This window comes from Treponema sp. R80B11-R83G3 (assembly GCF_054786115.1).
This window is the reverse complement of record NZ_BDHF01000023.1, coordinates 1-12715: the sequence shown is the minus strand read 5'-3', so window position 1 is coordinate 12715 and position 12715 is coordinate 1. Positions and strand designations below refer to the sequence as shown.

The window sequence follows — 12715 nt, the reverse complement described above, 5'->3', positions numbered from 1 at the left end:
GTTAAGCTCTCCTATTTGGTAAATTTTACCGACAGTATTTCACCGCGGTTCAGCGTTACAAACGCCGACTTTCTGTCCGCGCTGACGTTTACATCATAGGGCTGGAATATCTCATTGGTCCTGTCGCCCCATGACTTATGGGCTGTTACACCGTTTATCAAAAATCCATCAGGTAAATTTATTTTGATATCTCCCATGTCGTAGCCGCCTGTATTGTTGGTTTTGGTCGGAGTCCACATGACCATGCTTATCGCGTTGCCGTCCTGCGACACATACGCGGTAATGCGCACCGATTCGTTGTCCATGTTATCGGTGGGGTCGTTTACCTTTGAATCTTTCCGTTCTATCAAACCAATATCAGTCCCGTCCTTAAACGTGCCGGTTATATTGGCGCTCTGTAAATGAATCCGCGTCGTATCAATGGTATACCGGGCATAGTGGGCCAACGCCCAGCCGCGCGGTAACGGCGCGTGTTCGGTCGTGCCAAACTGCCCGTCTCCGACCATGCTGTAGAAACGCTTGCTTGCCCACCAGACAAACGCGTTCTCATTGTTTATGCGCATAACAAGGTCTACGTCGTTCAGGAAACGCCATACATAGTTCCATGTTGAATCGTTGTAGTACCCTGTGGCGTTGGCGCTGTTGATGTTATGCTCGGTCATCCAGACTTCCATTTTACTGCCGTCCGCCCTTGTTATATTTTGGGGATAATCATTCCAGAGGCTTCTGGTGCGCTCTCCGTAGATATGGCGGGCAAGCAGGTCGATTACCGCCTTTGACCGTGGATTCAGCAGCGCGGCGTTGTTGATATACGGGGTATTTGCCGATTCGCCGTTCATGGTCAGCACATAGGGAATTTCCTTGCCGCCGCCGTAACCGCGCACGCCGTCCGTAAAATGCCCCACTTCCAGCCAAAAGTCCCTCATTTCTTCCGGCGACCATTCGCAGCCGTCATAACCGGCGACATAGTTCGGCTCGTTGGAAATGGAAACGCAATAAATCGGCGCGCCGTTGTCGTACATAATCTGGCAAAAGTTCCGCAAATACGTGGCAAAAAGCCGGTAGTATGTCGGTATCAGATTGCCGCCGCCGTTTTTTGAATTGTTGCTCTTCCATTCTTTGGGAGGAGTCCAGGGGGATGCCGCAACATAACCGCCGTATTTGTTGACGATTTTGACGTTTTCAAAGTAAGCCGGCCTGTACGAGGCAACCAAATCTTCCAGAGTTTTTTTAATGTCGATGTTATCGGGCGTTATCATAATCCTGAGCATGTTGTACCCTAGCCTGTCCGGATCATACATTAACTCGGTATCCGCCGGGTCAGTACGGGGGAAACTTTCCCATGCGACATCCATGCCGCCGTAGCCTCGGACATATTGCCTTAAGTTGGCGGAATTTTTTGGGTCAGGAATAGTGATTGTCGCGTTAGTCGGTATATCCCCGGCAGCACTCGCAAAGCGCACTTTGACCGCTTTGCTGATAAGCTCCGCAGTGTGATCCCCCCTTACATTTTCATTCGTATTGGTAACTTTCACATAATAATAGGATGTGCCGGACCCTGTGGGAGGGTAAGTTTTATCTGTTGCGTTGGTAATGAGATTCCAATTCATGTAATCGTCATTTTTTGCCGCAGGAGTGGGACTTGAATACCACTGGAAGCTTAAATCCCCCATATCAGGAGATTCCGCTTCTACCCTTAGTAAGGGAGTGTCGCCCGCAAAGAAGATGCGGTCTACCGGCTGCTGAGTTATACGGGGTGCGCCGGCTTTCAGTCCCGGTTTCATTTCTATGATTGCCGGAATACTATAGGAAACCGCAGTCCTGCTTGAAAGCGTATTGGTAACCTTTACATAATAATAATTATTATTCATGACCAGATTATCGTAACCGGGTATAAAACTGGCTTTATCCGCGCCTTGTATCGGAGTTCCGCCTTCGATTTTTCTTTCAGTATTTGAATACCACTGGTAGGTCAGGGTGCCAAGCGTCGTAGCGGTATCGCCTTCGCCTACTTTCTGCAATTTTGCTTCTACTCTAACCGCATTTAAGGAACGTCCCCAGCCGTAACTGGCGTTGGCGGGATGACGCGCTATAATGGGAAATAACGGGTAGTTTCCGGGCTGGCTGAACGAGATGGTTGCCACTTCGCTTTGTATTGTAGCTGTGGGGGTATCCAGCGCGTTGCTCTTGGTATTGGTAACCAAGATATAAAAATAATATTGCTTCCCCGCTTCCGGAGTAATATCCGTAGGGGTGTAACTTTTGGTGGTCGCGCCGGGGCCGGTGGCGGGCGTGCCTCCGTTAGCGCAATAATCGTCTATATCTTCAAATTTGTACCACTGATAAGTTAGAGAGCCGTCATTGTTATTCCATTCCAAAATATCTACTTTTAATTCGTAGGGGGCATAATTATCAGTATAAAAAGATCTGCTTTCCGGCTGTACGCTGATATATGGCTGCGTCAGATTCTTCGCCGGGTCTTCCGCGCCGCCCAACTGGCATGAGGCAAACACGGCTGCCAACAGAATACCGATAATCGCCATTGTCTTTACTTTCATGTAAAACTCCTTAGTTTAGAAAACCCCCCGGTGCTTTGCCAAGGGGCATTATAGAAAAAAAGAGGGCATTCGGGAGAATACCCTCTAGCTTTATTATTAATCGTGGTCTACGTCGCCTTTAATTATGGGGTCCCATGTTACATCCACGACTACCTTTTGCAGAGTATTAGGATCGCATATTTCCCGTTTTACTTCTTTTGTACCAAAGGTGGCATCCACATGGGGATACCCGGTATATGCCGGATACTCGTTGCCTTGATATCTGAAAGACACCGGCTTCCCGATTATGTTGTCAGCTTCTTCATACCCTACCAGAGTTACATCCCTCACATAGAAGATATTTTCCTGGCTTGTTTGAGCGGTTGCTGGCCCCTGGCCGGGCAACCCTAGGCCAAAATATAAGGTATTCTGTGTAGGGGGCAAATTATCCGCTTTATAATCATTATGTTTTTTAGTGCCGTCAATAATATATTTGACGGGAAACCACTCTTCAGCAACAGGGTCAGCACCCACGGCACTGTTTAAACAACTTTTAAGGGACCCTACATCACTGCCACCCCAGGGACTGGTGCCGTAACTGTTATCCAGAATATAGGCAGCGTTCTTTTCGTTATTGTAATCTGCAGCCGCCACCCTTATCCCATCATCAGCAGGGTCTCTGGCGCCAGAAGTCGTACATAATGTGAAATCTTCTCCCTTGTACGGGCCCATTAACCTCATTCCGCGCCCGACTCCCTCATCTATATACATCTGCCCCAGCATATAAGACGCTGTAAGTTCTTTATAATCACTCCAGGATTTCCCGGGAGGAATAACAATCTGGTACACTACATACCACGCGTTCACCAGAGTAACTTTTTCAGCTCTAACAACATTATCAGGATCAGGTTCAGGATCGGGATCGTGTTTCCATTTTGCGTACAAGCTGGTGTTTTTTGTAACGGTGCTGGTGTCAAAATCCCACAACTTAGTAAATTTGTCGTCCTCATACCAGTTTTCTACAGAGTAGTATTGTCTTGTCGTCCGCGCCTGCTCTCTGGTTACTTTACCGCCTTCCTGTACTTTAATGTTATTAATAGTGGTTCCCCCATTGGTGAAAAACCTGACCGTGTACTCTTCTTTAGTCTCTGGTGGAGTTTCGGAGCCGCTATCGCCTCCGCAACCTACCATAATAAAAGTAAATGCGGTAAGCAGAACTAAAAATAAAACCATTAATTTTTTCATTTCTTCCTCCAAAAAAAATTTAGAATACTGTCTTTGGCAATTTCCTTGGATTAATGCGCAACGCGTATTTGTATTCTTTATTGATAATATGTATCACTGTTTAGTCGGGAAAAACATATAAAAACTACTGAATTTAGGTATAAATTCGATATTAGTTTTTTAAAAACTTTAATTTTTGTAACAAAGGAGTGTATACTGAATTTCACGTAAATTAGATTTATTTGAGGAGATTTTTTTATGAAGAAAATTATGCAAACGGGCTTTGCCCTGTTTTTGACTGCGGCCGTATTGCTTCTTTCCGTATGTAATGAAAATAATGATAATCATGTTATCAGCGGCGAACAAGGCGGCGCGATGATCAGTTCCCTGAAAATCGCGCAATTCCCCGTTACTCTTGGCAATCCCTGGACGACGACTGAGGGAGCGGACGAAGGCTCCGTTACAATTAAGGGGCCTTGGGCTGATAGTGTTGTTCACAACCCAAAATTTTCTATTATTCATGCAGGTAACGCGGCTATACAGTACGCCGTAGGCGCGAAGCCAAATAATTTTGCCTCGGCGCGCCCCGACAGTTTGCCTAACGGATCAATCTTATGGATAAAAGTTACCGCTCAAGGCAACGAGGAAGTTTCCTACTATAAAATAAAAGTAACCGTAGAAAACAGCAACGAAGGCTACGGCGTAAAAGACGCGGCATGGGCATCCGATCCTTACAACGCGGAACACCGCATATTCCCCAACGCGCCCGAGTACGGCATTTTAACCTACGACGATATTAACGCGAACGCCCCTGTAACTTACTGGAACACGAAGGGGCATAACCACAAATACCCCGATTTGTTCCACTTTGCCAACGGCAATAAAGTGGAAACTCTTGCCGATTGGGAAAACCGCCGGTCTGAGATTTTTAACATCCTTCAATATTATATGCACGGGCGGATGCCCTCGATTGATTCTGACGTATTAAACATTATTTGGAGGGACAGGGTAGTTAACGGAAACAATCAATGCGATATAAGCCTAAAGAATCTTGCGAACGGCAAAACGGCGAATATTTCTATAGTCCACACTCCTCCGGCAGGGGCTGGCGAAGGCGCGCGGGATAAAATACTGCTGTTTGGCGTAGGTATGCCGCCGGCGGCGCGTAACGGCTGGGGCAGAGCTGTTTTCCAAACAACATGGGGCGGCGCTGAAAACGACCGTAGCGGAACCTGCGTGGCATTGTACGGGTTAAGCCTCTCCTCGTCGGATACGCCTTCGGTTAATATGGAATACGCGTGGGCTATGAGCGTGATTCTTACCGTCATTGAACAGGGCGGCTTGGGCGGCTATTACGATCCTTCCAAAGTGGGGATATACGGTTTTTCCCGTTGGGGCAAAGCGGCGATGTGCATTGGCGCGTTTGCGGAAAGCAGGGGCGGAAACCGTATTGGCCAGACGTTTATCGGTTCAGCCGGTTCGGGCGGCCCCGCCATTGACCGTTGGATTAACCAGATGGGCTACAAAAGCCACACCGAAGACCCTCTGCCCGTTGACGGAGACGGCATTAACACTTCAAACCAATACACCGGCATAACGTGGTACATGAGAAATCTTACCGATACGCCCGCCGCCGGCAGCGTCAACCGCGAAGTGGTACGGGGCTGGAACGCCTCCACTCCCGGAATCCCCGTAGGCTCACTCGAGTACGGCGAAGGAGACGGCGAAACAAAAAATCCAGGCCCGCCCAACAGTTGGGGCAGAATACAGGTTTTATCCCAGGCGCGGGGCGAAGTGCCCGGCTGGTTCAGCGGACGTTTTGGCAGTTTAAGGGATCTTCATTCGGGGGCGCTTTTGGATCAGAACTCAGGCGGCGTTGTTTGCACCATGCCTTTTGACGCGCATTTTATTTCAGCCCTTATCGCCCCCCGTGTCGTCTACTTCGAGGACGGCTACAATACCATGCGCAACAACCCCGAAGGGCAATGGGCAAACTGGCTAATGGTTGACGAGGTTTACCAAATGTTCGCGGAAAAATTGAACGATCCTTCCATTATTTGGCGTAACGCTATTAAACTGTACGACATTGAGCACGGACATCAAGCTTATCAGGACGTTGATGAATATGAATTAACAACGGCGATTTACTCAAATCTTCAACCTGACGCAAAATTCCGCACTCCGCCCTTCCCCGCAGACGACCCGCGCTACCGTTGGGATTTCAACCGCATGGACTGGGGACGGCCGGGACACCCCACTATTGCGGAGCGCGTGCGGCTGATGCGGGAAAATCCGGTCAAGGTTAAAGCTGTGGACACAAGGGGACTTTTGGACAGCCCGGAACAGTTGTAAAGGCGCAATTCCTCACTTTATAAACTGCCACTGGTCAAATTCAAAGCCGTCCTTGTGCTGGCTTTCCATAAGATTGCCGTTAACGCCGGGCGTTATCGGCCTTGCTCCCAGACTGCTGTAGAACACAAAAACTAAATTGTGTTCGCCGGTAACGGTTTTATACAGGTCAATTTCCGCCGTTTGGAATTGGCCGCTCCCTCCTTCAAACTTGACGCGGCCAATTACTTCGCCGCCTTTGATAGTGGTAGTTTTACCGGAGTCAAGGTTGCCGTTATTCCCCGTTACTCCGTCACCGGCAGGATCGATCCGTAATTCTATCGCGCCGACATAATCTTCCGGCGTGTCCGGCATCCTTATCTTTGCTTTGAATTTTTTGGCGCCGCCGCCAAAATCGACGCCGTAAAGGGCGACCCAGTCGCCTGAATCAATTGATGTTACCACCATGCCGTTACCCGCATCGGAAACAGGCCGGGTAAAAATTCCGCCCTGAATACCGATTGTTTCAGCTTCGTTGAGAACATAAGGGTCAAATAGCCCCTTTTGCGGAACCCCGACCTTTGTCATGGTTATTGTGGAAATTACCCCTTGAGAATTAATGTTTACCCTGTCAATCTGAGAGCTCCGGTATCTGCCCAACCCCACGGCCTGAGCCACCCTTGAGGCGTGGTACGCTATGTACCAACCGCCTTTGAAAGTGAAAATACAGTGGTGGTTGTTTTCATCCGAAGTAAATAACTGGCTTTGCGGCGAGGCCATAATCCCCTTTGGATCGCTGTAAGTTCCCAGAGGCTCATCACTGGTCATATAGGCAATCTGTGCGTTTAACAGGCCAAATGAGTTTCCTCCCCCGTTGGTAACGTACGAGTAATAATATTTACCGTTGATTTTTACGATTTCGTTGTCTTCAAACAAACACGGCACGTTAAATGTTTCAGGATCGCCCGCAAGGCTTGCCATATCATCGCCCAGTTGGACGCGCCGCCCGTTGCCGTCGCCGGAACCGCCGCCGAAGAACATATACCCCTTACCGTCGTCGTCCACCATAACGCCCGGATCAAACAGAGTATTTACCGAGGCGCAGTTTGGCGTTTCGCGGTCGATCAGGAGCTTGTTAAGGGGGGACGTCCAGGGGCCAATAGGGCTGTCCCCGCTTATTACGCCGATGCCGTTTCCGCTGTTGCCAAAGTAAATAAAGAATTTGTCCACACCGTCAATTGTTTTCTTAACAGTGGACGGCGCCCATGACCTTGACTGATAAGACGTTACCGCCGGCGGCATGGGAAGGTACAACGGGTTATTCCACTGCGGTAAACCGCCGACGTTAATCAGACCGTGATCGGTCCAGTTTGCCAAATCACCGGAAGATATAACGCGCAAACCGTGAATGCCCGCGTTGTAGCCGACATTACGCCGTATCTTGTCCGTACTGGTATCAGCCGGATCCGCCATTTGCGGCGTTATAAGGCTGTCGTTGCTGGCATACACGTAGACGCGGTCATTGTACACCATTACAGAGGGGTCGGCTCCAAAACCCTGGGTGATTAGCGCGTTGCGGTGCCCCCAGATTTTCCAGGAATTGGAAAGGGCGTCGGGGAAGCCGTTTGCCGTATCAAACAATTCCCCGTATTTTTCTTCAACAACACCGCCGCCGGAATCACCGCCATTTGAACAGTTGGCCAGCGCAAGGGACAAAACAAGGACGGCTGCCACGCCCGTCAGTACCTTAAAAAACGTCTTTCTGTTTTTCATAAAAACTCCTTAAAATAATATATTAATAAATCGTTATAGATTTAATATTAACCATTCCTGCCGCGTTCCAATTTATTTATTCTATATTGTTTTTTTTTGAGCGGAATGTAAAAATTACATACAGTTGTCAATAATTAATATGAATTATAATATTTCTAAAAACATGATAATATAAGCTATGGAGGATAAATGTCCGTTTTAATTAATGATGATATGCATCCGTTTATTGGTTATATTATTTTCAGAAGATGCACGCCTTCATGGGAAATGGAGGAGAACACGCTGGGGGGCATTAACCTGACATATATTATTCAGGGCGCGGCGTGTTACACGGTTGACGGTGAAGAAATAGAACTGCAACAGGGTGATTTGCTGGTTCTGCCTGAAGGCTGCGTCCGCAAGGCAATTACTTTTCCCGACCGTCTGATGCAATGTTTTTCGGTGGATTTCAAACTAAAAACCATCGGCAATCAGGAATTGCCTCCTCCCTTGCCGTCTAAATCTCATCCGGGCTGCCATGAAGACATTATTCACCTGTTTCACGAATTATTTTCTGCCTATGTGAACAAACAGCCCGGTTATAACATAAAATCCAACGGCCTTTTTTTGCAAATACTCTATCGCTTTTTGGAAATTGTCGTATACAAAACAAGTTTATACACAGGAGATCACCGTATCTCCAAAGTAACCAGTTATATAAACATGCATTACTCCGAACATATCACAATCAAAATGATGGCGGAAATGGTACGTTTGCATCCAACCTACTTCGGCGTTTTGTTTCGGCAGACGATGGGGAAGAGTTTCAATCAATACCTGTTACAGACCCGCGTAAAACACGCCGAATATATGCTTAAATTGGGAAAATACAAGGTAAATGACGTCTCGGAATCATGCGGTTTTTCCGACATTTCACATTTCAACAAACAATTCAAGCAGATTATGGGATTTCCCCCCTCGCACTGTATTCCGGGAAAATTCTAGTTTATTCCGTTTACGCCCTATATGCCCGGAACCGTTGTAAAGACGCTATCCGCCATTATTCTTGCTCAAAGCAATCAATCCGGAAACATAATCTGACGGGTTGTGGGGCCGGAGCCGCTTTGTTGGACAAAAGCTGACGCGCCTTTGCCGTTCCACAGGGCGCTATCGTTTGGCTTTAACGCCTCGACAGATTGGCCGCCGCCATTTTTAAGCGCGATGTCTTTAATAAAGTACGAGATTACGCCGCTTTGGCCGGCGCCTGGAACAATCCCTATCGCAAGCAGTATAACGCCGGTCGCCGTATCTTCCCATTTGCCGGGCAGTCCGCTTGCCGTGCCGTAAGCCGCGTCCCTGCCTCCTTTCAGATCAAGGGTATATTCCCTCCAACCGTCTTCCGAGGCCAGCGTCATGCCGTCGGTTACGCCGGAGGGAGTTGACGCTCCATTAGTGTTTGTAAGCAAAAGACCGGCTGCCGCATTATAAATACTTTGAATCCCTGTTGTTGATAATGGGAAATTAGATTCAGCGTATATGCTTGTCGGGAAAGCGCCCCACGCCCTTAAACGTCCTGAAAGAGTATCGCCGTCCGCTTTCAGCTTGAAGGTAACGCGGTCATAATCGCCTAACGTGCCGCTGGAGATGGAAAATCCGTATAGGGGGGCGCAAGTGCTGGTGTTGGAAATTTTTTCCATCCACCCGACAGGTTCCGTATCCGACCATTTAGCCGTTAAAGTTACGTCTTCCGTTATGATGGTGTCGGCTGTATACAAATCATTGTTTTTATACCAGCCCAAGAAAAACTTAGGCGGGTTGACCGGGCTACTAGGCCATGCCGTACCTACGCCGTAGCCGGGATGGTTATCGTCTTTTCCCCATACGTTAGGCACAGTTATCGCGGACGCGCCCGAATAATTTGGGTCGAACGTTACCGTATACCTGGGCGCTTTATAGAAAGTAATGGAATCGACCTGTAATCTTTCAACGGCGGTATCGGTAGGGACATAAATTCTAAAACCATTTGTACTGCCCCTGCCGCTAACTTCAAGAAGTATATTTTTTCCGTCTGCATTGCTCAACCAGGGCATTTTATTCGTCTGGTAGTTACCGCCATAAGCCGTTGTACTATTATACTGCCTTAGCCGTATACCGGTGGTCGCGCCGCTCTCGCCCGAGGGCATACTGATTAATACGATAAAGTAGTCGTAATTAAGCGCGCTTGCGTGGGTACTGCCCACATTCGTTGGGAACACGTAGTCCATATTGCCTTCCGCGCCCGATAATCTGTAGACGTAATCAGCCGCGTTGTACGTAACGCCGCCGCTTACGGTAAACTTAGGATATTTAACGTAAATGGTTCCGTCTTCCATGAGATCGGGATCGCCGAACTTTATCCACTTGGCGTAGACCGTAATGTTAGCTGTAACTATAGTATTGGATGTAAACGCCTCGCCTGAACCGTTGGACTTTGTGTTCCAGCCCCTGAATGTATAGCCTGACCGTTCCGGCTCAAAGGGCAAGTCTACCTTTCCAGTGGACGGATTTGAAATCGCGGTCTTAGGCTCCGGTTCTGTGCCGTCTGCGTCGTTATTGTTCTTGTCAAAAGTTACGGTAAAGGGACCTGTATCCCCATTCCCGCCTTCTGAACCGCCGCAGTTTGTCATGGCTATTACGGTAATTAGTATTAATAATGTTAAAATAATTTTTTTCATTTCTTTTCCCCCGCTTTTACAATTATAGTAACAAAAAAAATTAAATGTCAAGTTTATACGTTATATAAAGATATTCATCCGGCAGGTATTTATATGGAAGAAGATTATGAAGGGACATATAAAGTGGCGAAGCCGTTACGGGCTTTGTGCGATCTTCTCTATTAAATCTCTTTTGATCGGCTATTCTCTTGGATTTTGGCGTTTTTTGCCGTTTTTTAGATAAAATGGTTGAAAACCGTTTCTTGATCGGAGTTTCATTTTGTGGTAAAATGGCTTATTGGATTATTAAGGGTATGCTTCTAATATATAAGCAAATTATAAAAAGAGAGGTTTATTAATATGGAAAATATTCAGGAAAAACTTATATTAATAAAAAATGCAATATTAAGGAGTGTTTCTGCAAAAAAAATATATTTATTTGGTTCTTATGTTTATGGAAATCCAAATGAAAAAAGTGATATAGATATATATGCGGTAATTCCTGATAATTTTGAAAGAGAAATAACTGATACAATGGGGGAAATAGGGATATATTTGTATAATAAAAACATTAAAAATTGTGATTTGTTTTTAGTAAAAGAAAAAAGATTTAATCATTATTTTGAGAATAGTTCTTTTGAAAAAACCATTGTTAATAAAGGAATATTAATATATGGAAATTGAAGAAGTAGCGGAATGGTTTTGGATAGCGGAAGAAGATATAAAATCTGCTAAATTATTAAGTATAAATAAAAATAAATCTAATGAATATTATCATATTTCGCAGGCTGTTGAAAAATATAATAATGACGAGAATAATAAAGAATAAAGAATATTTAATCATTCACCTGACCACTCTAGAGTGGTCAGGTGGTCAGGCAAGCCACACGAAAGAATAAGAAACAACATCATAAACTTAAGAATTTTTATCACGGAGTACTGCTGTCCGTTGGACAGCTAGGAGTTACACGGAGGAAGATAAGATTTTCGTACCAAAACTCCGTGGTACTCCGTGTACTCCGTGGTTATATTCTTCCTTAAGTTTATGATGTTGTGTCAGACACTTTTTACGTCACGCCGCCGCTTAGGGTTTTGCTAACTGACGCTTTTTGGCAGATTTTCTTGTAAGAGTTTGGACATTTTAAATTTATAATTACATTTTTGTATTCTTTTTTTAACATCCTGCGGATCAGTAATAAAACGGACATCATCAAACAGTCCATATAACCAAGAATCGGGTTTCAAATCAAAGGTCAAAAGTACTAAATAGCTTGGTTGCGAACAGTGGCCGGAACCGGAAGGAAAATTAGAAAAGTTTTGGGGGACATCGTAGGCGTTAAACTTTTCGCACTTTTTGAAATCGGCATTATTTATTTCCCCGGTTATATATTTATAAGCAAACATCTCCTTGTATACTAAAACTGCCGCACATGCCGTAAATTGCGGTTTTTCGTTTGAATCAGCCAATTTAAAAACTTCAGAGAATTCACAATACATATTAATTATCTTTTTCCTTGCGCATCATAAAATAAAAAATAATTAGACAGCAACTTTCTCTCTTAGTTTTAGAAAAAACAGCTCTGAACAATCAAAGAATAAACTTCTGGGAAGAACCGAATAGGCGCAAAATTCCCGTTCTGGATTGTCTACAACAAGGGGTTTTATATTATCAAGATGAGTCATCAATTCATTAGGTGATAAACGTCTGTCAATATTATTTTTTATCTCATCTTCAAAATACTCTTTAATGTCTTTTTTTGCCATTTCGAATTTTTCCCGGCGTTTTTCCTTGGGTAAATTTTTCACTAATTCGGGAAACTCCGAAAGAAAGTGAGCGTACTGAGGCGCAACAGGCTCAAGCACAAGACTAGCTTGTTCTCCATTGAGCAAAGACGTGCCGATGACGCCTTGGCGCTGGCACAACTGCGTTACAGCAATTCCCATATCGCACAGCATTAAAGTTACCGTAATAAGAACGTCTCTTCTATTTTTTAGCTGAGGGAACTTTGCCAATAACAAATAAAAAAAGGCGTGTAGGGGAAGCCCTTGAAACGAAGGAGGAAGAAAAAGCCTTTTCCCGGCTTCAGCATAATTATTGAGTATTTCACGCTCCCGGTCTGAAATTCGCCTGAACATCATACTGATCGTGGTGTAATAGTTTTGAGGAGTCGGCATAATTGA

The 12715-nt window shown here is 45.7% G+C and carries 10 protein-coding genes; 4 read left to right on the top strand and 6 right to left on the bottom strand.

All coding sequences use genetic code 11. From position 1 onward, the window contains the following. Positions 1-11 precede the first annotated feature (11 nt). Positions 12-2558: a glycoside hydrolase gene (locus tag ACYVRH_RS05180; protein ID WP_461255866.1), complete on the bottom strand. Its 2547-nt coding sequence runs from the start codon at positions 2556-2558 to the stop codon at positions 12-14. A 96-nt stretch (positions 2559-2654) separates the two neighbouring features. Further along, positions 2655-3782 (bottom strand): InlB B-repeat-containing protein, encoded by a 1128-nt coding sequence (locus ACYVRH_RS05175; RefSeq protein WP_461255865.1) that lies wholly within the window; start codon positions 3780-3782, stop codon positions 2655-2657. A gap of 237 nt (positions 3783-4019) precedes the next feature. Here ACYVRH_RS05175 and ACYVRH_RS05170 point away from each other — a divergent pair, with 237 nt between their 5' ends. After that, positions 4020-6113, top strand: a complete 2094-nt coding sequence (locus ACYVRH_RS05170; protein WP_461255864.1) for a glucuronyl esterase domain-containing protein — start codon at positions 4020-4022, stop codon at positions 6111-6113. 12 nt (positions 6114-6125) lie between these two features. On the opposite strand, the gene ACYVRH_RS05165 is transcribed toward ACYVRH_RS05170, so the two are convergent. After that, positions 6126-7862 carry a glycoside hydrolase family 43 protein gene (locus ACYVRH_RS05165; RefSeq protein ID WP_461255863.1) on the bottom strand — a complete coding sequence of 579 codons (1737 nt, stop codon included), beginning with the start codon at positions 7860-7862 and terminating at the stop codon, positions 6126-6128. A 189-nt stretch (positions 7863-8051) separates the two neighbouring features. On the opposite strand from ACYVRH_RS05165, the gene ACYVRH_RS05160 reads away from it, so the two are divergent. Beyond that, positions 8052-8846, top strand: a complete 795-nt coding sequence (locus ACYVRH_RS05160; protein WP_461255862.1) for an AraC family transcriptional regulator — start codon at positions 8052-8054, stop codon at positions 8844-8846. A gap of 74 nt (positions 8847-8920) precedes the next feature. Here ACYVRH_RS05160 and ACYVRH_RS05155 read toward each other — a convergent pair whose 3' ends face one another. Next, on the bottom strand, positions 8921-10555 hold the full coding sequence (locus ACYVRH_RS05155; protein ID WP_461255861.1) for an InlB B-repeat-containing protein: 1635 nt from the start codon (positions 10553-10555) through the stop codon (positions 8921-8923). A 339-nt stretch (positions 10556-10894) separates the two neighbouring features. Here ACYVRH_RS05155 and ACYVRH_RS05150 point away from each other — a divergent pair, with 339 nt between their 5' ends. Then, positions 10895-11218, top strand: coding sequence for a nucleotidyltransferase domain-containing protein (locus ACYVRH_RS05150; protein WP_461255860.1), 324 nt, complete (start codon positions 10895-10897; stop codon positions 11216-11218). Further along, positions 11208-11363, top strand: a complete 156-nt coding sequence (locus ACYVRH_RS05145) for a hypothetical protein (protein ID WP_461255859.1) — start codon at positions 11208-11210, stop codon at positions 11361-11363. The genes ACYVRH_RS05150 and ACYVRH_RS05145 overlap by 11 nt, the downstream gene beginning before the upstream one ends. A 266-nt stretch (positions 11364-11629) precedes the next feature. On the opposite strand, the gene ACYVRH_RS05140 is transcribed toward ACYVRH_RS05145, so the two are convergent. Beyond that, positions 11630-12031, bottom strand: a complete 402-nt coding sequence (locus tag ACYVRH_RS05140) for a hypothetical protein (protein WP_461255858.1) — start codon at positions 12029-12031, stop codon at positions 11630-11632. Between the two features lie 42 nt (positions 12032-12073). After that, positions 12074-12715, bottom strand: a 642-nt coding sequence (locus ACYVRH_RS05135; RefSeq protein ID WP_461255857.1) for a hypothetical protein, incomplete at its 5' end; no start/stop codon positions are given.

Coding starts and splice junctions, on each gene's coding strand:
- ACYVRH_RS05180 (WP_461255866.1), bottom strand. CDS start 2,558: ATGAAAGTAAAGACAATGGCGATTATCGGTATTCTGTTGGCAGCCGTG.
- ACYVRH_RS05175 (WP_461255865.1), bottom strand. CDS start 3,782: ATGAAAAAATTAATGGTTTTATTTTTAGTTCTGCTTACCGCATTTACT.
- ACYVRH_RS05170 (WP_461255864.1), top strand. CDS start 4,020: ATGAAGAAAATTATGCAAACGGGCTTTGCCCTGTTTTTGACTGCGGCC.
- ACYVRH_RS05165 (WP_461255863.1), bottom strand. CDS start 7,862: ATGAAAAACAGAAAGACGTTTTTTAAGGTACTGACGGGCGTGGCAGCC.
- ACYVRH_RS05160 (WP_461255862.1), top strand. CDS start 8,052: ATGTCCGTTTTAATTAATGATGATATGCATCCGTTTATTGGTTATATT.
- ACYVRH_RS05155 (WP_461255861.1), bottom strand. CDS start 10,555: ATGAAAAAAATTATTTTAACATTATTAATACTAATTACCGTAATAGCC.
- ACYVRH_RS05150 (WP_461255860.1), top strand. CDS start 10,895: ATGGAAAATATTCAGGAAAAACTTATATTAATAAAAAATGCAATATTA.
- ACYVRH_RS05145 (WP_461255859.1), top strand. CDS start 11,208: ATGGAAATTGAAGAAGTAGCGGAATGGTTTTGGATAGCGGAAGAAGAT.
- ACYVRH_RS05140 (WP_461255858.1), bottom strand. CDS start 12,031: ATGTATTGTGAATTCTCTGAAGTTTTTAAATTGGCTGATTCAAACGAA.